Annotated in this window: 21 protein-coding genes and 1 pseudogene; 15 read left to right on the top strand and 7 right to left on the bottom strand. The window is 61.1% G+C overall.

All coding sequences use genetic code 11. The features are described from left to right. Window positions 1–3 precede the first annotated feature (3 nt). A complete protein-coding gene (locus tag GH656_RS17805; protein ID WP_174769759.1) occupies window positions 4–867 on the top strand; it encodes a hypothetical protein in 864 nt (287 codons plus the stop codon). 690 nt (window positions 868–1,557) lie between these two features. Then, the gene (locus tag GH656_RS17800; protein WP_174769758.1) at window positions 1,558–1,905 is read left to right on the top strand and encodes a hypothetical protein; all 348 of its coding nucleotides are present in this window, start codon (window positions 1,558–1,560) and stop codon (window positions 1,903–1,905) included. Here GH656_RS17800 and GH656_RS13730 read toward each other — a convergent pair. The 4 genes and pseudogenes from GH656_RS13730 to GH656_RS13715 all read right to left on the bottom strand — a co-directional run bounded on the left by GH656_RS13730 (window position 1,853) and on the right by GH656_RS13715 (window position 5,297). Next, a pseudogene (locus tag GH656_RS13730) lies at window positions 1,853–2,918 on the bottom strand (IS3 family transposase). The gene GH656_RS17800 and the pseudogene GH656_RS13730 overlap by 53 nt on opposite strands. A 322-nt stretch (window positions 2,919–3,240) precedes the next feature. Then, window positions 3,241–3,480, bottom strand: coding sequence for a hypothetical protein (locus GH656_RS13725; protein WP_153076446.1), 240 nt, complete (start codon window positions 3,478–3,480; stop codon window positions 3,241–3,243). A 63-nt stretch (window positions 3,481–3,543) separates the two neighbouring features. Beyond that, window positions 3,544–4,395, bottom strand: a complete 852-nt coding sequence (locus tag GH656_RS13720; RefSeq protein WP_153076445.1) for a type III pantothenate kinase — start codon at window positions 4,393–4,395, stop codon at window positions 3,544–3,546. Then, entirely contained in the window at window positions 4,392–5,297 is a 906-nt protein-coding gene (locus GH656_RS13715; protein WP_153076444.1) for a biotin--[acetyl-CoA-carboxylase] ligase, read from the bottom strand. Before GH656_RS13715 ends, GH656_RS13720 begins: the two co-directional genes overlap by 4 nt. A 97-nt stretch (window positions 5,298–5,394) precedes the next feature. Between GH656_RS13715 and GH656_RS13710 the strand changes: the two genes are divergently transcribed. The 9 genes from GH656_RS13710 to GH656_RS13665 all read left to right on the top strand — a co-directional run bounded on the left by GH656_RS13710 (window position 5,395) and on the right by GH656_RS13665 (window position 13,755). After that, window positions 5,395–6,522, top strand: a complete 1,128-nt coding sequence (locus GH656_RS13710; protein ID WP_153076687.1) for an MlaE family ABC transporter permease — start codon at window positions 5,395–5,397, stop codon at window positions 6,520–6,522. Beyond that, on the top strand, window positions 6,522–7,421 hold the full coding sequence (locus tag GH656_RS13705) for an ABC transporter ATP-binding protein (protein ID WP_153076443.1): 900 nt from the start codon (window positions 6,522–6,524) through the stop codon (window positions 7,419–7,421). Before GH656_RS13710 ends, GH656_RS13705 begins: the two co-directional genes overlap by 1 nt. 16 nt (window positions 7,422–7,437) lie before the next feature. Then, entirely contained in the window at window positions 7,438–8,415 is a 978-nt protein-coding gene (locus GH656_RS13700) for an MlaD family protein (protein WP_153076442.1), read from the top strand. A 26-nt stretch (window positions 8,416–8,441) separates the two neighbouring features. Then, complete coding sequence (locus tag GH656_RS13695; protein ID WP_153076441.1) at window positions 8,442–9,092, top strand: ABC-type transport auxiliary lipoprotein family protein; 651 nt, start codon at window positions 8,442–8,444, stop codon at window positions 9,090–9,092. A 159-nt stretch (window positions 9,093–9,251) separates the two neighbouring features. Beyond that, window positions 9,252–10,409: a VanZ family protein gene (locus tag GH656_RS13690; protein WP_153076440.1), complete on the top strand. Its 1,158-nt coding sequence runs from the start codon at window positions 9,252–9,254 to the stop codon at window positions 10,407–10,409. A 377-nt stretch (window positions 10,410–10,786) separates the two neighbouring features. Beyond that, window positions 10,787–11,110, top strand: a complete 324-nt coding sequence (locus GH656_RS13680; protein WP_153076438.1) for a (2Fe-2S) ferredoxin domain-containing protein — start codon at window positions 10,787–10,789, stop codon at window positions 11,108–11,110. A 45-nt stretch (window positions 11,111–11,155) separates the two neighbouring features. Continuing rightward, the gene (locus GH656_RS13675; protein ID WP_153076437.1) at window positions 11,156–11,800 is read left to right on the top strand and encodes an alpha/beta hydrolase; all 645 of its coding nucleotides are present in this window, start codon (window positions 11,156–11,158) and stop codon (window positions 11,798–11,800) included. A gap of 377 nt (window positions 11,801–12,177) precedes the next feature. Then, the gene (locus GH656_RS13670) at window positions 12,178–13,398 is read left to right on the top strand and encodes a D-alanyl-D-alanine carboxypeptidase family protein (RefSeq protein ID WP_174769757.1); all 1,221 of its coding nucleotides are present in this window, start codon (window positions 12,178–12,180) and stop codon (window positions 13,396–13,398) included. A gap of 51 nt (window positions 13,399–13,449) precedes the next feature. After that, on the top strand, window positions 13,450–13,755 hold the full coding sequence (locus tag GH656_RS13665; protein ID WP_153076436.1) for a DUF493 family protein: 306 nt from the start codon (window positions 13,450–13,452) through the stop codon (window positions 13,753–13,755). Between the two features lie 12 nt (window positions 13,756–13,767). Here the strand turns inward: GH656_RS13665 and GH656_RS13660 are convergent, their stop codons facing one another. Further along, window positions 13,768–14,730, bottom strand: coding sequence for a transcriptional regulator GcvA (locus GH656_RS13660; protein WP_153076435.1), 963 nt, complete (start codon window positions 14,728–14,730; stop codon window positions 13,768–13,770). 99 nt (window positions 14,731–14,829) lie between these two features. Here GH656_RS13660 and GH656_RS13655 point away from each other — a divergent pair, with 99 nt between their 5' ends. From GH656_RS13655 to lipA, 3 genes are all read left to right on the top strand, one after another. After that, the gene (locus tag GH656_RS13655; protein ID WP_153076434.1) at window positions 14,830–15,156 is read left to right on the top strand and encodes a DUF2917 domain-containing protein; all 327 of its coding nucleotides are present in this window, start codon (window positions 14,830–14,832) and stop codon (window positions 15,154–15,156) included. Between the two features lie 447 nt (window positions 15,157–15,603). Beyond that, window positions 15,604–16,341 (top strand): lipoyl(octanoyl) transferase LipB, encoded by a 738-nt coding sequence (lipB, locus tag GH656_RS13650; RefSeq protein WP_153076433.1) that lies wholly within the window; start codon window positions 15,604–15,606, stop codon window positions 16,339–16,341. Next, the gene (gene lipA, locus GH656_RS13645; protein WP_153076432.1) at window positions 16,338–17,321 is read left to right on the top strand and encodes a lipoyl synthase; all 984 of its coding nucleotides are present in this window, start codon (window positions 16,338–16,340) and stop codon (window positions 17,319–17,321) included. The genes lipB and lipA overlap by 4 nt, the downstream gene beginning before the upstream one ends. 103 nt (window positions 17,322–17,424) lie before the next feature. Here lipA and GH656_RS13640 read toward each other — a convergent pair whose 3' ends face one another. Then, window positions 17,425–19,287, bottom strand: coding sequence for a phosphoenolpyruvate carboxykinase (GTP) (locus tag GH656_RS13640; RefSeq protein WP_153076431.1), 1,863 nt, complete (start codon window positions 19,285–19,287; stop codon window positions 17,425–17,427). Window positions 19,288–19,585: 298 nt separating this feature from the next. Here GH656_RS13640 and GH656_RS13635 point away from each other — a divergent pair, with 298 nt between their 5' ends. Then, a complete protein-coding gene (locus GH656_RS13635) occupies window positions 19,586–20,602 on the top strand; it encodes a D-2-hydroxyacid dehydrogenase family protein (RefSeq protein WP_153076430.1) in 1,017 nt (338 codons plus the stop codon). A gap of 23 nt (window positions 20,603–20,625) precedes the next feature. On the opposite strand, the gene GH656_RS13630 is transcribed toward GH656_RS13635, so the two are convergent. Then, the gene (locus GH656_RS13630) at window positions 20,626–21,495 is read right to left on the bottom strand and encodes a patatin-like phospholipase family protein (protein ID WP_153076429.1); all 870 of its coding nucleotides are present in this window, start codon (window positions 21,493–21,495) and stop codon (window positions 20,626–20,628) included. Window positions 21,496–21,723: the final 228 nt, after the last annotated feature.

The following is a 21,723-nucleotide window of genomic DNA, read 5'->3' as shown; positions in this document are numbered from 1 at the left end:
GAGTTGACTGCGCAAGCGAATCGACAAGTGCAAAACGGCTCGCCTGGCGCATGGGACCAGAACGCCAGCGCGTTCCTGGGACAAGCGCACGGCATGCTGCCCGCCGATGGTGCCAGCGGGCCGGGTTATATGTTCTATGCCACGCCTGATCAGAAGGCGAATCCGAATATGTACGCGGGGTACGCGGGCGTGACGAATGCGTCTGGGGCACAGGACATCGCCAATTCAGTCAATCGCGAGCAGGCGTATCGCGATGCCTATACACAGATGACCTGGGGCGCGGCGGTAGGCGCTGCGGGTCTTGGGCTGCTTGGCCCTGTGGCGACCCTTCCGGGTGCGCCAATTCTGAGTTCTGCCGGAGCGCTTGGCTCAACTACGTGGGCCGCCCCCGTGGGGACAGGGGCGATTAGCGCGGGGATCAACGCGGGTTCGCAGTATTACCAAAACGGCCAAATCAATCCGACTGATGTAGCAGCCAGCTTTGCGACGGGTTACGCGGGCGCCTATGGCGGGCTGCTGTGGAACGTGGGCGTTAATACCGCCGGGGGCGCTGCTACGACTGCCTTGAATAACTTCTTGCAGGGCAAGAACGATAGCGTTATGGGTACTGCGATTATTAGCGGCGTGCTATCAAGCCTGGGTTATGGAGTAGGAAAATTCGGTGAATCAGGCATTAATAACGCTCTCAAACCAACTATCAATACTCAAAACTGGGCATCTACTGGCATATGGTCGAATAGCGGATGGAACATACTTAATCAAAACAATCTGCCTGTGATCTTTGGTTCTGGAGTTGGAGGTTTAGGACAAGAGGTATTCAATAAAGCATGCGATTCCGTTAAATCAAAAAATCAAGGCGAAAAATGAAAAAGCTTCTGATAATTTTTATATGCAGCTTGATAATTTGTTGGGCGACAGTAGCTATTGCCTGGGTTGTTGGCCTATTAACTAGCTGCGCCTTTGTAGACGGGTGCTATGAAAAATTAAGCTTTGTCGAGCTATTGGGATTGGTAGACGAGAAGAGTGTGTTTGTCCGCGGAACTTTGTTGTCACTGGTTTTTATGTTGTTTGCGTGGTCGAAATTCCGTCACTCGTAGCCGTATCGATATGGTTTAAATCAACCGGCACCCCAAGAAAGCCGAAGCTCAGCCCGAATAACCCTAAAGCCGTCTAATAAAGGCTCGTGCGCCAAGCTCAACGCTTCGAGCGCCGAGTCCAAAGCGTCATGTGTCAGGCTTCAACGCGTCATGCATCGAGCGTTAAAGCGTCACGCGTCACTGTCAAAGAGTCAGGCGCGAAGCTTCGAAGCCTCGTGCGTCGAGCCAAAAAACCCAGGCTCCGAACTAAAACTCCCGTGCGCAGCGTTAAAGCTTCCATGTGCCGAGCTTGAAAGGCCGCGAACGCCGAGCTAAAAGCCCGATGCACCGAGTTCTAAGCCTCACGCGCCGAGCTATAAGCTTCATGTGCCGCGCTTTTAGTCCCATGCTCCACTTTTTTAGTCTGATGCGTCACGTTTTAACTTCCATGCGCCAAATTCATCACATGGCATGAGGGTGATTGAGTTTGCCTGGCGGCATGAGACGGAATAAGGATGGCATTCCAACGATAAAAATTGGAGCAGAAACAACAAACCCGGAAATTGCCGGGTTTGTTGTTTTACCGCCGTGCTTTAGGAAGCGGCGTAATAATGATTTTATCGTCGTGGACTTCAATTATCGCGCGATGATTTGCTTTAAATCTGGCCAGTTCAAGCCATCGCCCGGAGAGTTTAAGCCACGAATAAAAAGGCAAGTCTTTACGGTTCTCGTTAGAGCACTGCTGAAAGTGACCTGCCTGATTTCTTCGGGCCATTTCAATCTTGGAGAACGGCCTTGGTTGCTTCAGTTGAACAATGCCGCTGCTTGAACTCGTCGGGCGTCAGGTACGCCAGACTTGAATGCGGCCGGATCGCATTGGAGTGGCACCGCCACTGTTCGATCACGACCTTTGCCTCCGCGCGGCTGCGGAACCACTGGCTGGATGTAGTTCGTTCTTTGAATCGTCGCGCACCGCACCCCGGCGTGCGCGCGGATACGCTTTACCTTGCGCTGTACATTCCGCTTGCATTTAGAACGTTGTCTGAACGTAGATAGCGTGGCGCACCGTGAACACTGATCAGTTGCGAGAGCACTTCGATGACGCGCTTCGAGCGGATTGATCCTGCAACGTCAAGCGCCAGGCTCTCACGCGTGTACTCGTCGATCACCGTCAGACACTTCAATTGCTGGCCGTTCGCGCAGGCATCGAATACGAAGTCATACGCCCAGACATGCCGGGCAGCCGTCGCCGGCCGTGGACGGGAGCGACGAACCGAAACGCGCCTGCGCGAACGCTTGCGCGGCACCTGCAGGCCAGCAAGACGCCACAGTCGCCACGCCCGGTCCGCACTCATCTCGTGACCCTGGCGCCCCAGAAAGATCTGAATGCGGCGCTAACCATAGCGCGGATATTGCGCCGACAGGATGCCCATGGCCGCGAGCACAGGCGCGTCCCGCTCAACAAGCTTCGATTCGTAGCGCAACGCTGATCGCGCGACGGACATCCGCGCGCACGCACGTCGTTCCGACGGGCCCCGTGACTTTGCATAGGCAACCTGCTGGCGACGCGCGGGCGCGCTCACCACTTTTTTGCGTTGATCTCTTTCATCACGTCCAGTTCGAGACCCGCTCCGCCACCATCTTCTTCAACCGCGCGTTCTCCTGCTCGAGTTGCTTGAGCCGCTTCACATCGGCCGTCTCCAGAGCGCCGAAATGCTACCGCCAGTTGTAGATCGTCTGCTCGCTGATTCCGTGCTTCTTTGCGACCTCGGCGACTGGCGACTTGTCTGCCTCACGCAGAATCGTGACCCTCTGCTCGTCGCTAAACCGGCTCTTTTTCATGACTCCCTTCTCCGTTGGAAGCCATCTCTCAAGTTTCAGCTGGTCCGAAAATTCCAGGGCAAGTCAATATGAAGCGACAACCCCAGCGGTGCTGGGGTTGTCGCTTATGGGGGTAAATCAGACCAGATGGCGCAGATGAACTTGACGGTGGATGGACAGACTGAAGCGCATGGCTACGGGTGTAGAGCCACGAGATGGTACGGACTGGCAGAACCGAACACCGCTACGACGAGCAGGCTATAGGCACAACGATCACGGCAATCCTGATTTGCAAACGTATAACGCCACGCTACCAGGTCTCATTCGAAGTGCCTGTCACGCTCTAAGGCGACACAGTTGACGCCGCCACCGGTGCCTCAGGCATCGGGCTGCCAACCACCACCTGGTCGGCGGCTTCGGCGGCCGATAGCGCCTGTACTCTGAGCCAGTCTGGATGTATCTGGCGGTTCAACTGCTGCGTTTCACGCGGGCTGGCCGATGGCAGCGGGCCGAATGCGCCGCGCACGGCGGCGAACGCGCCCAGGTTGGCGAGAAGCAAAATAACGATTAGCCAGCGCAGCATGGTTGAAAACTCCAGCAAAAAATAACGGACATAAGAAGAGATTGGGGCCGGGGTGAGTTGGTTTCAGACGCGCTGGGCGCTCGCCGTCTCAGTGGCGATCAGCGCGAGGCCTGATAGCACTAGCGAATCATGCCGGGTGTACGGCACACGCAGTACGGCGCTGACCTCATCGGCGCCGCCACCGTTTAACACCAGGCGCACGGGCGCTTGCCATTCCTGCGCCAGATCGCGCCACATCCGTTCGATCAGGCTGGCTTGCGCCAGCGCGCAGCCTGCGGACAGCGAGCGTGGAGTATCGGTGGCAAACCATGGGCCGTGTTGCGGGTCGCCGCTTAGCAGGCCGCGTGCGGCGTGGGCGTCGAGCGTGGGCAACTGGGCTGTGTGTTCGCCGAGCGAGCGCATCATCAGTGACCAGCCTGGCGCGATCAGGCCGCCGATAAAGGTGCCGTCGGCGCGTAACGCTTCGAGTGTCGTCGCCGTGCCGATCGTCGCCAGTAACAGCGGCTCGTGCGGAAACGTCGCACGTGCGCCAATCAGTCCCGCCCAGCGGTCGCTGCCGAGCGTTGATGGGGTCGCGTAGCCGTTGGTCACGCCGCATTGTTGTGCGCGAGCGCGGATGGTCGTGCGCGGCAAGCTAGGCCAGTGGGCCTCAAGCAGCGCATCAAGGCGTTGCGCGACGGCCGCGCCTGCCACGTTAGAGAGCCATGCGCTGCCGGGCTGGGGCAGTGCTTGCCACGCCGGGATACCCATGCTGGCGGTGCTGGCCGACACATTGCCGTCGAGCGGGTTGGCGGCCGCTGCCGCATCGTGAGTGAACGCGCCGGTCTGGATCTGGCGGCCGTCAGCTTGTGCCAGCGCCCATTTAACGCGGCTGTTGCCCGCGTCGATCAGTAAAAAAGGCGCGGAGTGCGTCATGCAATACCCGGCTCCGTTGCCAGTCGTAGCGAGACATCGCCAGTGGCAATCGTCTGGCGGCCGGTGGGGGTGTCGAGCAGCAATTGTCCGCGTAGGTCCACCCCCGCCGCGATGCCTCGGGCAATTTCAACGCCCTGTTCAAACAACGCGACTTCGCGGCCAGCATAGGCGTGGCAGGCGTTCCAGCGTCCCTGGAACGGCGTGAAGCCGCTTTGGCCGAAGCGTTGCAGTGCGGGTTCGAGCGCGTTGAGTTCGGCCGCGAGTGTGTCGGTCAGGTTGGCTGTGGGAAGGACGCGCGAGAGCGCCGTGGGCGCGGTGCCGGGGATGGGGGCGTTGACGTTGAACGCGCTGATTTTGCTCGCCAGCTCGGATGCGCCTTTGACGTTGGTGCCGATGCCGATTACCACTGCGCTGGCGCTAGCCGTGCTCCACGCGGTTTCAATCAGGATGCCTGCGAGTTTGTCGCCTTCCAGCAGCACGTCATTGGGCCATTTCAGCGCAATTTGCCCGGGCTGAGCCAGTGGCAGTGAGCGTAGCCCGTCTACCAGCGCCACTCCTAACGCCAGGCTCAGCCCGGCGAGTTCTTCGAGTGGCCGTGGCAGTACGCAGGCTACCGAAAACAGCAGGGCATTGCCGGGCTCGGCGTACCAGGCGCGGCCACGGCGGCCACGGCCAGCGGTTTGCAGATACGCGACGCGCACGATGGGCCGCGTCAGTGCGTTGGCGCGGCGCGGCAGCGCTTTGAGGCGCGCCATCAGATCGGCGTTGGTGGAGCCCGTTTCGTCGACGATTTCGACGGGCCAGTCGTGTGCCGCTGGGCCAAACAGGGCGATGGCGCGCTCGCGGTTGATGCGCCAGTCGTCTGCGCTGGGGGCGCTGGAGGGGGAGGTGGGGGCATTCATGGCGCGTATTGTAGCGATCAGTCTGCTTACCAGGTTGTTACGGCAGGCCTTCGTTACAATGGCCGCTCTTTCGCTAACCGAACCGAACCAGGCGATTTTGAACTACGACACTCCGCCCGGCCTCGATGTCGCGGCAGGCAGCCAGGGCACGATCGTGCGGTTGTCGGGCCAATGGACCGCGCTTGCCCTGGCACGCGACCGTGCACGTAGCGGCACCGTGCTGCGCTTGCGCGGCCTGGCTTCGCAAGCCATTCAATACTGGGATTTATCTCTGGTCGAACGTATCGACCACGTTGGCGCTCAGGCGCTATGGCGTGTCTGGGGGCGGCGCTTTCCCGCTGAGGTCACGCTGACTGGCACCCAGCGCGCGATCTTCGAGCGCGTCGCCCAGTTGGACCAGACAGGCACGGCCGCTGAGCCCGTTCCGCGCATCAATCCATTCACCCAGCTCGGCCTCGGCATTTTTTCGCTGCTGGAGCATCTGTACGGTGGCATTGCGATGTTTGGCCGCTTCGTGCTGGATTTGCTGTCCATCGTGCGTCATCCAAAAACCATCCCCTGGACCGAGATTTCCGCCAACGTTTATAGCGCGGGAGCCAAGGCGTTGCCGATTACCGCGCTGGTGGCGTTTCTGATCGGCATCGTGCTGAGTTATCTGTCAGCGCAGCAGTTGCGGCTTTTCGGGGCCAATCAATACATCGTGAATATCCTCGGGCTTTCGGTGATCCGCGAGCTCGGGCCGGTGCTGGCGGCGATTCTGGTGGCGGGGCGCTCGGGTTCGGCCATCACCGCGCAGATCGGCGTGATGCGGGTGACCGAAGAGCTGGATGCGATGCGCGTGATGGGCATTCCGCACGGGCTGCGGCTGATTTTGCCGCGCGTCATCGCGCTGGCGGTGGCGATGCCCTTGCTCGTGATGTGGACCAATCTCATCGCGCTCACCGGCGGGGCACTGGCTGCGAAGGTGGCGCTGGGTATCGACATGACGTATTTCGCCCGCGCTCTGCCCAATGTCGTGCCGGTGATGAATCTGTGGATCGGGCTGGGCAAGGGCGTGGTGTTCGGCATGCTGATTGCCATCGTCGGCTGTCATTTTGGCTTTCGCATCAAGGCGAATTCGCAGAGCCTGGGCGATGGCACGACCACCTCGGTGGTGACCTCCATCACCGTGGTGATTCTGGCGGATGCGGTGTTTGCGATTCTGTTCCAGAGCGTGGGGATTTAATGGCGACGCCTTCTGTTACCCCGACCCCTCCGGGCTCCGCCGCTGCCGCTAGCCCGGCTGCGCCGCGTCATGCCGAAGCCGTGATTGAAGTGCGCGATCTGACCAAGCGTTATGGGCGCAATCTGGTGCATCAGCATTTGAATCTCGATGTCTGGCGGGGCGAGATTGTCTCGCTGGTTGGTGGTTCGGGTTCGGGAAAAACCTCGTTGCTGCGGCAGATCCTCGGTCTTGAGCAGCAATCGTCGGGCACCATCAAGGTCTTTGGCGAAGACACGCTAACTATTGATCCCGTTTCCGCGCGTCTGATGCGCAGCCGTTTAGGCATGTTGTTTCAGCATGGCGCGCTGTTCTCCTCGCTGTCGGTGTTCGACAACATCGCCCAGCCATTGCGCGAGCTAGGCCAGGTGCCAGAAGACCTGCTGCGCGACATCGTGATGCTCAAGCTGCAGATGGTCGGCTTGCCGTGCAAGCATGCGTCGAAGATGCCTGCCGCGCTGTCGGGCGGGATGGTGAAGCGGGTTGGCATTGCGCGGGCGATCGCGCTCGAACCAGAGTTGCTGTTTCTTGATGAGCCAACGGCGGGGCTTGATCCGCAGGCTTCGGATGAATTCGTCGAACTGATTGATACGTTGCGCGGCGCGCTCGGTCTGACGGTCGTGATGGTGACGCACGATCTCGACACGATGACCGCGCTATCAACGCGGGTGGCCGTGCTGGCTGAGCGCCGGGTGCTGGTGGCCGCGCCGCTCGAAGAAGCGGCGGCAGTCGATCATCCGTTCATCCGTGAATTTTTTCTGGGTCGCCGTGGCCGCCGCGCGCTGCAGGCGCTGCCGCCCGAGCGCCGCGCGAAGCTGCCGCCTGCGGCGCTTGAAGCGGCATCCTCCGACCTACCGCTGTGAACCAGGGAAGCTGATTATGGAAAACAAGGCACATGCCTTCTGGGCGGGACTTTTTACGGTGCTGCTGGCGGGGGCGATTGCCGTGGCGGCGTTCCTGTTCAACGTCGATCGTGCGGTGCGTATGCCCTATGACCTGATTGCGCGCACCAATGTGACAGGGCTCTCGACGGGCGCGTCGGTACGCTATCGCGGGCTCAGTGTTGGCAAGGTGCAGTCGATCCGCTTTGACTCCGAGCATCCGGGGCAAATCGTGATCCGCATCATGGTGGACAAGACCACGCCGGTGACGCAAACCACTTACGGCAGCCTTGGATTTCAGGGCGTGACCGGCATAGCCTTCGTACAACTGGATGACAGCGCGCGCGATTCGCCACGGCTTTTGTCCACGAACAAGCAGGTAGCGCAATTGCCGCTGCGCCCTGGGCTGCTGGATCAACTGCAAAAGCGCGGCGATGTGTTGCTGAGCAAGCTGGAAAAAGTCGCTACCGATGCCGACCGCATGCTCGCGGAAGATACCCGGCAGCAATTGCTCGCTACGGCGGCGAGCTTGCAGCATGCCGCCGATGGCGTGGCCACGCTGACCCGGCAACTGAGCCCCGCGGCGGGCCAGTTGCCCGCGACGCTGAACCAACTGGATCACACGCTGGCCACCACCAGCCAGTTCGTCGCGGACCTGAACCGGCCGGATGGACCGTTCACCGTCAATCTGAACAAGGTGGGCGCGGCGGCGGAACGCGCGGGTGTCGCGTTGACGTCGATGGATACGACTTTGCAGGAGCTATCCGCGCAGGTGGGCTACGAGAGCCTGCCGCGCATCAACCGGATGGCGGAAGAGGTGCGCACCGCCGCGCGTTCGGTCAATCGGGCGGGCGATACCTTCAGCAGCAACCCCCGCAGCGTGTTGTTTGGTGTGCCGCGCGCGACACCGGGCCCCGGCGAGCCAGGTTTTGCCTGGCCTGCCGGTACACCGGCTAGCCAGCAGGCAGCCCCCTGATTTCAAGGTTCAAGGAAAACTCTGCCATGCGATTTTTTTGCTCTGTTGTGTCTGGCGTGTCTGGGCGTCGCCTGAGTGCCGGTGCGGCGCTGGCCGGGCTGGTGCTGCTGGCTGGGTGTGCTGGCACACCGGCTGCGCTGTCGAATCTCCGCTATGACCTGGGCCCGCCTTCCCCTCCAGTAACAGCCGGCACGCTGCCTGCGGTGAAAGTGCTCGATATGGTTGCGCCTACTACGCTTGAAACCGACAAGATGATCTATCGGCTCGGCTATGTCGACGCGCAGCAAACGAGCGCTTATGTGAATAGCCGCTGGACCATGCCGCCAGCGCAATTGCTGACGCAGCGTCTGCGGATGGCGCTAAGCGCGCATGGCCCCGTGCTGAACGGCAGCGACGGAGTGCGCGCGCCGATGCTGAAGGTCAGCCTGGATGAGTTTGAACAAATTTTTGATGGCCGTGCGCAAAGCCATGGCGCGGTGAGTGCCCGCGTCACGTTGCTCAGTGAGGGCGTAGTGCTGGGCCAGCGCACGTTTATCGCGCGCGCTCCCGCGAGCACGCCCGATGCCGCAGGCGGCGCACAGGCGCTGGCGGCGGCGAGTGCCGATCTGGTCGCGCAAATTGCCGTTTGGGTTAGCGCGCAGATGCCGGCGCGTTCACCGGTTGCGGCGACGCCGTAAAGCCATCGGCATGCTGATGAAATCGCGCACCCCGCACCCGCTACTGCGCTTTTTTTTGCCGAAGGCCCCGCTTCGGCTGCCGCGCCAGGCTAGCGCCCACCGCGCAGTTTCTTCCGGCGCACCAGCGGTACTAGCGGCACCACTGGCACCAGCGGCGCGATGAACCCGCGTCCGTGGCAACGTCGCCCGTCTGCTCTGGCACGCCAGGCGCTGGCGCTGTATACCGCGTTGATTGTCTATGCCTCGTGGTACCCGTTTTACGGTTGGCGCTCGCTCGGTATTGGTCCCTTCGCGTATCTGGATGACCCTCTTTCGTCTTATCTGACTGCCTTCGATATCGTCACTAATGTGCTCGGCTATATGCCGTTTGGCGCATTGCTGGTGCTGGCGCTGTATCCACGCTGGCGCGGCGGCTTCGCGGTGCTGTTGGCGCTGAGCTTGGGGGGATTGTTGTCAGGCGTGATGGAAGCGGGGCAAACCTGGCTGCCGACCCGGGTCGCATCGAATCTCGATCTCGCGGCCAACGCGCTCGGTGCGCTGCTTGGCGCGGTGCTGGCCGCGCCTGCCGCGAGCGCGCTGCTGGACCGTGGCTGGTTGCGGCGCTTGCGCTTTCTGTGGTTTGAACGTGAGGCCACCGCGTTGCTTGGCTTCGCGCTGCTATGGCCGTTTGCGGCGATTTTTCCGACGCCTTTTCTGTTTGGCACTGGCGACTGGCCGCGCGTGTTGTGGCTGCGTGTTGATCCGGTGATGCAAGACGCGCTGTTCCGCTGGCTGCCGGAGAGCTGGCAACCCATGACGTGGCCGCTGACGTTGCAAGCGATGCTGCCCGATGCCGGATGGGAAGCGCTCGTGACCGGGCTTAATCTGTTCGCGGCGGGCACGCTGGCCTCGTTGGCGATGCGCGCGCGCGCGCCGCGAGTGCGTTTGCTGCTGGGGCTGATCGTGCTGACGCTGCTGGTCAAGATGGGGGTGAGCTGTTTGCAGTCGCGCGTGGGGCTGGTGTTCGACTGGATGACGCCCGGTGCGCGCTGGGGTGTGGCGTGGGGGGCCGTCGTGCTGGCCTTGACGCTGCGTTTGCGCGCCACGTGGCGCGCCGCATTCGCCGCGCTGGCATTGAGCGTGGCGCTGGTGCTGGTGAATCTGCTGCCGCTCAATCCGTACTTCGACGTGGTGCTGGCGGACTGGCGTCAGGGGCGTTACATCCATTTCAACGGGCTAACGCGCTGGCTGGCATGGATCTGGCCTTACGCCGCGCTGGCATGGCTCGCGTTCGCGGTGGAGCGCACCTGGCTGAAGCGGTGGCGCGGCAGAGGTTAGAGGCTGCGCCAAAGCCAAAGCCAAAGCCAAAGCCGAAGCCGAAGCCGAAGCCAAAGCCAAAGCCAAAGCCAAAGCCAAAGCCAAAGCCAAAGCCGAAGCCGAAGCCGAAGCCAAAGCCAAAGCCAAAGCCAAAGCCAAAGCCAAAGCCAAGCCAAAGCCAAAGCCAAAGCCAAAGCCAAAGCCAAAGCCAAAGCCAAAGCCAAAGCCAAAGCCAAAGCGAGCGCAGAGCGGTTTTTGTGCTGTACGGACTTCACCTGAGCGGCCGAGGCCCGCCCTCACGCCTTTGCCTCGCTGGCTATAATCCACCGCACCCTTGCGCTTCCTGCTGCTTCGGCGACGCTTTTTTTGTCCTTCTTTTTTCCGCAGTGGAAACCCCCATGGATTCCTTCTACAAACATCACGTTTTCTTTTGTCTGAACCAGCGCGAACCGGGCGCTGAGCGCCCGAGCTGCGCGAACTGCAACGCCCAGGCGATGCAGGAATACGCGAAAAAGCGCGTGAAGCAACTAGGCCTCGCGGGCCCCGGCCAGGTGCGGATCAACAAGGCCGGTTGTCTCGACCGCTGCGAGGAAGGCCCGGTGCTGGTGATTTACCCGGAAGGCACCTGGTACACCTATATCGACGAAACCGATATCGACGAAATCGTCGAATCTCATCTACAGCACGGCAAGGTGGTCCAGCGCCTGAAAATCGACCAGTAAGCTGCCACGTCACCCAACCCAGCCGCAACCCAATCCAGTCACACGATGAACCCGCACACGAAAAAATTTCTGCTTGATGGCCCGGTGGGCAAGATTGAAGTCGCTTGTGATCTGCCTGACGACACCCGCGAGCATCAGGCCGCGCCGCGCGGCATAGCGCTTGTCGCGCATCCACATCCGCTCTTCGGCGGCACGATGGATAACAAGGTGGCACAGACACTGGCGCGCACGCTGACGCAACTGAACTACGTGACGTACCGGACGAATTTTCGCGGCGTGGGGGCGACCGAAGGTGAGCACGATAACGGCGTTGGCGAGCGTGATGATCTGTGGGCGGTGCTCGACCATATGCGGGCACAGCCAGGCCAGGCTGACCTGCCACTGGTGCTGGCGGGCTTTTCGTTTGGCACCTTCGTGGTGTCGCATGTTGCAGCGCGGCTGCTTGCCGAGGGCCACGCGCTTGAGCGCATGGTGCTGGTCGGCACCGCCACGAGCCGCTGGGAGGTCGCGCCGGTGCCATCGAACACGCTGGTGATTCACGGGGAGATCGACGAAACCGTGCCGGTTCAGTCAGTTTTTGACTGGGCCCAGCCGCAGGAACTGCCGGTGGTGGTGATCCCGGGCGCGGAGCATTTCCTGCATCGCAAGCTGCACATCCTGAAGCGCATCGTCGTCGATGCCTGGCACTGAATCTGCTTGCTTCGGTATGCTTTCTAGCGGCTACGTGCGGGCTTCCTGGGCGATCGTGCCACTTCGGTGCAGGGCCGGTTCATGGCTCGCCTGACGCTGGACGCAGCGTGTGCATGCGTATAATGGCGCTCTTTTTCAGGCGTAATCTGACTGGCTCAGGTTCAAGCAGGCCTTCACGCCGCAAGCCATCTGACTACGCTCGTAACAATGTAGCAACGTAGTGCGAACCGATCATCCGGCCGCCAGTCCAACGGACTTCGCGCGGCGCACACGGTGAGTTTTTTCTGCTTTCACTGCGCCGTGCGACACGCTCGCCGACCGGCTCTTCCAAACTGCGCGCCCTGTGCGCGGCTCATCTTTCTGCCCGAATCGAACCTATGCGCTTTCCTCTCCCTGGCTATTCACCGTCCCTTTCTTTTGCTCCTCAAGCCATGCATCGCGCGGTGACGCTGGCGCTGCTGCTGCCCGCGACGCTAGCCGCGAGTGCGGCGTTCGCACAAGTGCCGCCGCCTGCCGTCAACGCCCGCTCATGGGTGCTGGTGGATGCCACGGCCAATCAGGTGCTGGCATCCGGTAACGCAGACGAACGGGTTGAACCCGCTTCGCTGACCAAGCTGATGACCGCTTACCTGGTGTTCGAAGCGCTGAAGAGCAAGAAAATCACGATGGAGCAGACGGTTCTGCCCAGCGAAGCCGTCCGCCGGGTGCGCAACGACGAATCACGCATGTTCATCGAAGCCAACAAGCCGGTCACGGTGCATGACTTGGTGTACGGGATGATCGTGCAGTCCGGCAACGACGCCGCGATTGCGCTGGCTGAACTGGTTGGCGGCAGCGAGGCCCAGTTCGTCAACATGATGAATACCGAAGCTGCGCGCCTTGGCATGAAGCACACGCATTTCACCGACGTGAACGGCATGCCTGACCCGGAGCACTACACCACGGCAGGCGATCTGGCGGTGCTTTCCACCCGTTTGATCCGCGATTTCCCTGATTACTACAACATCTTCTCGGTGAAGGAATTCACCTACAACAAGATCAAGCAGCCCAACCGCAACCGCTTGCTGTGGCTTGATTCGACCGTCGATGGCCTGAAAACAGGGCATACCAAGGCGGCGGGTTTTTGCCTGATCGCAACCGCCAAGCGTCCGCTGCCGGGTTCAACCGATGCCTCACGTCGTCTGGTGACGGTGATGATGGGCGAGGTGAAGGAGCACGACCGCGTGCAGGACAGCATGAAGATGCTGAACTACGGCTATACCGCGTATGACACCGTGCGCATCTATCAGGCGGGCCAGGCCATCGAAACGCCGCGCGTCTACAAGGGCACGCAAGGAACGGTGAAACTTGGGGTGAAGGCCGATCAATACATCACCGTGCCGAAGGGTGTGGGCGACAAGATCAAGCCGCAAATCGAAGTGACCAGCCCGTTGGTGGCACCGCTTGCCGATGGTCAGGCAGTGGGCACGGCGAAGGTCATCGTGGATGGCAAAACCCTCGCGCAATTCCCGGTGGTCGCGTTGCAGGCCGTGCCGCAAGCAGGGATTGCCGGCCGCATGTGGGATTCCATCATGCTGATGTTCAACAAGAAGAAGTAAGCCCGCGCTGGGCCAATGGCCTGATGGCTAGATGGTTGCCGCGCCTGCCACATGAATCGCTGTGCGCGAGGCGCGGCGCAGCATCAAGGATTTCCCGTGTACGAATCATTATTTGAATTTCCCTGTGATTTTCCGATCAAGGTGATGGGCAAATCACACCCTGAATTCAGGGACACCATTGCGGCTTTAATCCAGCAGTTCGATGACGGCTTTGCCCCAGAAAACATGGAAGCCCGTCCATCGGGCAGCGGTAGTTACACCGGTCTCACGGTGACGGTTCGGGCACTGAGCCGCGATCATCTCGACGATATTTACCGCGCGTTGACCGGGCACCCGATGGTGAAAGCGGTGCTGTAGGCGCGTTGCGTTTTATTTCTCTTTTGCGCCGCTTGCTGTGCCATTGGCACCATCCGCACTGTCGGCGCAGGCGCGCTCGAACAGCAGCTTGAAGCGCGCTACTTCGCTAAAGACCCAATCCCGGAAGGCCTTCACCCGCGCCGTTTGCATCATCTGCGGCGAGCAGATGAAAAAGTATTGCCACGGGCTAGGCCCGTCGATATCAAATAGCCGCACCAGCCGGCCTTCCGCGATCGCATGCATCGCCAGCGAACGCCGGGTGAGCGCGACGCCCTGGCCATCAATCGCCGCCTGCAGCAGGTTCGATGAATCCTGATACAGCACACCGCGCTTGGGCTCGGGCCAGTCGGTCAGGCCCGCAGCGTTAAACCATGGACGCCATAGTTCGTCATCCGAGCGCAGCAGCGGCACATGGGCCAGATCAGCTGGCGTTTGCGGCAGCACGCCGCCGTTAAAATCCGGCGCGCAGGCCGGAAAGAAAATCTCTTCTAGCAAGAGCTCCACATGCAGGCCCGGATAGGTACCGAAGCCAAAGCGGATGGCGACGTCGATATCGTCGCGGGAAAAATCCGCGAGCGCATTCACCGAGAGCAATTCCAGATCCCATTGCGGATGCGCTTCGATAAACCGGCCAATGCGAGGCGTTACCCAGCGTGCGGCGAAGGACGACAGCATCGACACCACCAGCCGCCGTTCCCGGTCGCCTGCGCGAATTTCGCGGGTGGCATCCGCCAGGGCCATCAGCGCGGCCCGTACCTGTAATGCATAGCGACGGCCAATATCGGTGAGCTGCACGCGCTTGCCCGAGCGGGCGAACAGCGACACCCCCAATTCCGCTTCGAGTGCCCGGATCTGATGGCTGACCGCGCCATGGGTGACGAACAGCTCATCAGCGGCGCGCGAAAAGCTCTCATAGCGCGCGGCGGCTTCGAAAGCCTTGATGGCATTCAGGGCGGGGAGTTGTCTCAGGTCCATCGTAGTTTTTCTCACATTTGCGTGAAATTTGATCGTTTTGCTGCGGCGCTTGTGCTGTCTAGGATTGTAGGCATCACACGATTTTTGGCGGAGGGTGTCATGCGAGAAATTTCCTCAAGTATCACGTTTGAAATCAGGGCCGGAGAGACCGTGCCCATGATGGTCACGCACAGCACGAGTTTGACGCCTCAAGGCGGCGCGGTTTGGGTCACGCGCAGCGACGATTTCGAAGATTACTGGCTCGCGCCGGGCCATACGCTGTATCTGCGGCGCGGTGAACGGCTGTGGCTGAGCGTGGAAGGAGCTGCCGAGGCGCAGGTGTCGTTTGCGCTGCCCGTCCGGGCGGAGCAAAAGGCGCTGCACGGATTCTCGCGGCAAGGCGAACGGCTGGCAGCGTGGTTTCGTGGCGGCTGGCGTGCGGTTTGAATGGCGCGGGTGAGAGGGCGTGAGGACGAGCGCTTGTGGTGGCTGGCTGCTTGCGCTCGGTGTAAATGGGGCGGGCGCGTGGCGGCTGGCGCAACTGTGCGCTTGGCTCTGGCTGCGTGCCCAGGTTGATGCCGGGGTCTGATATTCGGTGGACGCTGGCTCAGCCGCACGTCTGGGCTTGGGCCACGGGCCGTCGCACTCGCTGCCCCGGGTTTGTTGGCACGCGCGTGTGCGGATGCGTTGGCTTTGGCGTTGACGCTGGCTTTGGCACGAAAAGCACGAGCGGCGAGGAAGGGCGGTTTTCTGTAGACTGGCACCACCCTGCGTGCCATCTGGGTAGCCTTCCTGTTTCACCCGCGCGTCAATCCTGTTCATCCTTGCCCCGTGCCGACTGATTTGCCTGCTTCGCTGCCCACTTCTGCGCCTGATTCCGGCGTTGTCCCGTCCATGCCCACTGCCGCCGCAAGCGCGGTCCAGATCGCGCAGCCCGTGCCGGTTACGCTGCGCTGGCTTGGCATCGAACCCTATGAAACCAGTTTCGCGGCGATGCGTGCGTTCACCGATGAACGCACGCCGGATACGCCCGATGAAATCTGGCTAGTCGAGCACCCCCCGGTTTTCACGCTAGGCCAGGCAGGCGACCCGTCACACCTGCTGGCGGCGGATAGCAAGATTCCGCTGGTCAAGGTGGATCGCGGCGGACAAATTACCTATCACGGGCCCGGGCAGCTTGTGGCCTACCTGCTGCTGGATTTGCGCCGCCGCAAGCTGATGGTGCGCGAGCTGGTCACACGCATTGAGCAGGCCGTCATCGGCACCCTCGCGGCGTATAATCTCGCCGGCGAACGCAAGGCTGGCGCGCCTGGCATCTACGTAGCGCCCGGTGCGCACATGGCCCATGTGGGTGCCAAGATCGGCGCGCTAGGCCTGAAAATCCGCCAAGGCTGCAGCTATCACGGGGTCAGCCTGAACCTGAAGATGGATTTACAGCCCTTTCTGGCGATTAATCCTTGCGGCTACGCCGGGCTGGAAACCACCGACATGGCAACGCTCGGTGTCACCGCAAGCTGGGACGAAGTGGCCCACACCCTTGCAACTCAACTCATTGCCAACCTCGACGGCGGTTCTGCGGCCGTCGCCCAACCACAGGCTGGCGCAGCCAGCCTGACCGGATCACACGAATGACCGACGTTACCGCGAACCCCGCAGGCGCTCCCGCCGCCCCTTACGACGCCACTGCGAAGCAAAAAGCGCAGGCCAAAACGGCGCGCATTCCGATCAAGATCATCCCGATCGAAAAACTGAAAAAACCCGACTGGATTCGCGTGAAAGCGGCGACGGGCAGTTCGCGCTTCTACGAGATCAAGCAGATTTTGCGTGAGCACAATTTGCATACGGTGTGCGAGGAAGCCAGTTGCCCGAATATCGGCGAATGCTTCGGCAAGGGCACTGCGACCTTCATGATCATGGGCGACAAGTGCACACGCCGTTGCCCGTTCTGCGATGTTGGCCATGGCCGTCCCGATCCGCTCGATGCGGACGAACCCGCCAATCTGGCACGCACGATTGGCGCGCTCAGGCTGAAATACGTGGTGATTACCAGCGTGGACCGTGATGATCTGCGTGATGGCGGCGCGGCGCATTTTGTCGAATGCATCCGCCAGGTGCGCGAGCAATCCCCTGAAACACGCATCGAAATTCTGACGCCGGATTTCCGTGGCCGGTTAGACCGGGCGCTGGGAATTCTGAACGCCGCCCCCCCGGATGTGATGAACCACAATCTCGAGACCGTGCCGCGTTTGTACAAGGAAGCGCGTCCAGGCTCGGATTACGCGCATTCGCTGAAGCTGTTGAAAGATTTCAAGGCGCTGCACCCGGAAGTCGCAACCAAATCCGGGCTGATGGTGGGCTTGGGCGAAACCGAAGAAGAGATTCTTCAGGTGATGCGCGATCTGCGCGAACACAACGTCGACATGCTGACCATCGGGCAATATCTGCAACCGTCAGAACACCACTTGCCCGTGCGCGCTTACGTGCATCCCGACACCTTCAAGATGTACGAAGAAGAAGCGTACAAAATGGGCTTCACGCATGCGGCAGTCGGCGCGATGGTGCGCTCCAGCTATCACGCTGATTTGCAGGCGCATGGCGCTGGCGTGGTTTAAGCGAGCCGATTCAAGCGCTGCCGTTACCGTTACTGCTACAAACGCAAACGCCCCGGTGCGGTTCACGATGAACCGCACCGGGGCGTTGTGCTTCCAGCGTGAGCTAGGCGAGACGCGCTTCGAATGCGGCTTTGGTCTGCGTCAATGCGGCAGGCAAACCTTGCTGCAAGCGCGTGAACAGTTCAGCGTGCAACGCCAGTTCAGCCCGCCATGCGTCCGCGCTGGACGACATCACCTGAGCAAACTGCGCCTCGCTGAAATCGAGCCCGCGCCAGTCGATATCGTCATAACGCGGTGAGAGGCCAAACGCATGCTCCGTGGCCGCCGCCTGGCCCTCGATACGTCCCACCATCCAGGCCAGTACGCGCATGTTTTCGCCGAAACCCGGCCAGACAAATTTGCCCTCAGCGTTTTTGCGAAACCAGTTCACGCAGAAGATTTTCGGCAGCGTTGCCTGCTGCTGGGCGAGTTGCTCGCCGGTCTTGAGCCAGTGGTTGAAGTAGTCGCTCATGTTGTAGCCGCAGAAAGGCAGCATGGCGAACGGATCGCGCCGCACGACGCCTTGCTGGCCCGCTGCCGCTGCGGTGGTTTCCGAGCCCATGGTCGCGGCCATGTAGACGCCCTCGGTCCAGTTGCGCGCTTCGGTGACGAGCGGCACTGTAGTCGAGCGGCGGCCACCGAAGATAAAGGCGTCGATGGGCACACCCGCCGGGTTTTCCCAATCGGCGTCGATGGACGGACATTGTTCGGCTGGCGCGGTAAAGCGCGCGTTTGGATGCGCTGCTTTGCGGCCAGTTTCGCGCGCGATGGCAGGGGTCCATGGCTGGCGCTGCCAGTCGGTCAGATGTTCGGGCGGCGTGTCGGTCATGCCTTCCCACCAGACATCGCCATCCTCGGTGAGCGCGACATTGGTGAAGATGACGTTTTCTTTCAACGTCGCCATCGCGTTGAAATTGGTTTTCTCGCTAGTGCCTGGCGCAACGCCGAAATAACCCGCCTCAGGATTGATCGCGTACAGGCGGCCATCCTTGCCCGGCTTGATCCAGGCGATGTCATCGCCGATGGTCGAGACGCTCCAGCCACCGAGCGCCTGTGGCGGGATCAGCATGGCAAAGTTGGTTTTGCCGCACGCTGACGGGAACGCTGCCGCCACGTGATATTTGCGCCCTTGCGGCGAGGTCACGCCGAGAATCAGCATGTGTTCTGCCAGCCAGCCCTGATCTCGCCCCATGGTTGAGGCGATGCGCAGCGCGAAGCATTTCTTGCCGAGCAGCGCATTGCCGCCATAGCCCGAGCCATAGCTCCAGATTTCGCGGGTTTCGGGAAAGTGAACGATGTACTTGGTGTCGTTGCAGGGCCAGGCGACGTCGGCCTGGCCAGCCGCCAGCGGCGCACCGACCGAATGCACGCAAGGCACGAACGGGCCATCCGTGCCGAGCACGTCATACACCTGACGACCCATGCGCGTCATGATGCGCATGTTGGTCACCACATACGGGCTATCGCTCAGTTCGACCCCGATGTGCGCGATAGGCGAACCCAGGGGCCCCATCGAAAACGGCACGACATACATCGTGCGGCCGCGCATAGCGCCATCGAACAAGCCATCGAGCGTGAGCCGCATTTCGGCCGGTTCAACCCAGTGATTGGTCGGGCCCGCATCCTCACGGCGTGGCGAGCAGATGAACGTGCGGTCTTCGACGCGCGCCACATCGGATGGGTCCGACCAGGCCAGATAAGAATTCGGCCGTTTGGCTGGGTTGAGGGGTTGCAGCGTGCCGGCTGCCACCATCTGCGCGCATAGCCGGTCGTATTCTTCTTGCGAGCCATCGCACCAAACCACCTGATCGGGCTTGGTCAACGCGGCGACACGCTGTACCCAGTCGATGAGCTGGCGCTGCCTGACCCACGCGGGAGGCTGAATGGTGAGAGGCGGGTTGGGTATAGCGGTGGGGGATTGATTCATCGTGTCTCCGTTTCGTAGCGGCAAAGTAAAACCGTTGCGAACCCGGCGACGCTGCGTGCGAGAGGCGCGTATTTCCGTCTCGGAGAGATCAGGAGACGGGAAATGCTGCAGATCGTCGAGGGGCTCAAGAGCCTGTTGCGGTGTATCCGTCTGAAACTGTCTGTAAAGCGGCTTGCGCGGATATACAACAAACTGTAAAACGCGAGATTCATCCAACTGGTGCTTCTACGTCACCTGCGGGGCCATCAGCATAGCACTCCGTTTCGCACCCCATGGTGCGTTGCAAAACCTACCTGCCATGAAAATTGCCATCCTTGACGACTACCAGGACGCGGTTCGAAAACTCGACTGCTTTCATTTGCTGGCTAACCACGAGGTCAAGGTTTTTAACAATACGGTGCGCGGGCTGGGGCAACTTGCCAGCCGCCTCGGTGAAGTCGATGCCTTGGTGCTGATCCGCGAGCGCACCCGCGTCAACGCACAGCTGCTCGACAAGCTGCCTCATCTGCGACTGATTAGCCAAACCGGCAAGGTGTCGAATCATATTGACCTGGCTGCCTGCACGCAGCGCCACGTTGCGGTGCTGGAAGGCAGCGGCTCACCCGTCGCCCCCGCCGAGCTGACATGGGCGCTCATCATGGCGGCGCAACGGCGCATTCCACAGTACGTGGCGAACCTGAAGCAAGGTGCATGGCAACAGTCGGGCCTGAAGACCTCGGCGCTGCCACCCAACTACGGGCTGGGCCAGGTGCTACGCGGCCAGACGCTTGGGATCTGGGGCTACGGCAAGATTGGACGGCTGGTGGCCGGATATGGCCATGCGTTTGGTATGAAGGTGCTGGTGTGGGGGCGAGAACATTCACGCGAAGCCGCCCAGGCTGATGGCTACGACGTAGCCGAGAGCCGTGAAGCGTTGTTTGCACAGAGCGACGTGCTGTCACTACATTTGCGTTTGCACGATGACACCCGCGGCATCGTGACCCCCAAAGAGTTGACGCTGATGAAACCCACCGCATTGTTCGTCAACACCAGCCGTGCAGAACTATTAGAAGAAAACGCGCTGGTGAACGCACTGGCGCACAACCGGCCGGGGATGGTGGCGCTCGATGTTTACGAAAGCGAACCGATCTTGCAGGGCTACAGCCTGCTGCGGATGGAAAACGTGATTTGCACACCGCATATCGGCTACGTGGAACGCGAAAGCTACGAGCTGTATTTCTCCGTCGCCTTCAGAAACATTCTGGCGTTCGATGCAGGCGATACCACTAGCGTGGTGAACCCGGATGCACTTTCCGGCAGCAGACGGCGCGGCTAGACGCGTTAGACGTACTAGACGCGTTAGACGGACATGCTGGCACGCGCGTCCAGATCTGGCATCTGTTGCAGGAAGCGCTCACCATCGCTGCGGCCCAGGTTATACGCCAACTGCATTTGCGCCGGGTTGGTGTAATCCCAGCTTGAAATCGGCACCTTGCGCGAAGGCTGCACATAAAAGCGCTGCTGCGCGCCATGCGGCACGACGAACATCTGAGGCCTTGGATAAAGCCGCGTAACCAGCACAAGCACCTTGCCGGGGGTTTCATCGAGCGCACTGACGGGCACGTTATCGACCATGCCACCATCCAGCACCGGCCGGCCGTCGCGGCGCAATACCGGCGTAAAAGGCGGCGTGCACGAGGATTGCAGGATCAGATCAGCCAGCGCCTCGACCGACGTGCAATCTTGCGCGCGCACGAACTCTGGCCGAAACCCGAGTGTCTGACCGAGCGTGGGATGCAACGTTTTGCGGACGTATTTTTCGATGTTGTAGGCGATCAAACCAGCCGCGACCGCGCTGCGCGCACCCAGCCAGCGCGGCACATGCGAGATTCCCACACGAATTTCCGGCGCTTGCGCGAGCGTGGCGAACGCCTCGCCATAGATATCGAGCAACGCCTGGCGATAAATGCGGTAGTGCGGAAACACCGGCTCTTTGCGCAGCAGATTGCCCCAGTACGCATTTTTGCGGTTGTGGCGCAACGCTTCGCTGTAATAGCGCATGACCCACTCGGTATCGCGTGTGTAGAGCATGCACGCGGTTGCTGCGCCAGCTGAGATTCCCGTGATGACACGCGGACGAAGGCCCAGTTCCGGCCGGACCACATCCCAGAACCCACCCTGCCACCAGCAGCGATTGCCGCCGCCCGCGAATACGATCTGATCGAACATTGGTGAGTTTCTCCTTGGAGGGGGCTTGCTTTGGGGCTGAGGCTTATGGGGTTATGGCTGGGTGTCGCTGTGTTGCTGTGTTGTTGCCGTTGCCACTGCCGGGTGCGGCGTGTGGCGGGTTTTCAGCTCGGGCGGGGCATGATACCAGGACGGGGTTCGTATCGGCTTTCGGTTTTCAGCGTCACGGGCTGCCGTGGGCGGATTTTCAGGGGGAGGCTGGGCGTAATA

This window comes from Paraburkholderia bonniea (assembly GCF_009455625.1).
GTDB lineage: Bacteria > Pseudomonadota > Gammaproteobacteria > Burkholderiales > Burkholderiaceae > Paraburkholderia > Paraburkholderia bonniea.
This window is presented reverse-complemented; position numbering and strand designations above follow the sequence as displayed.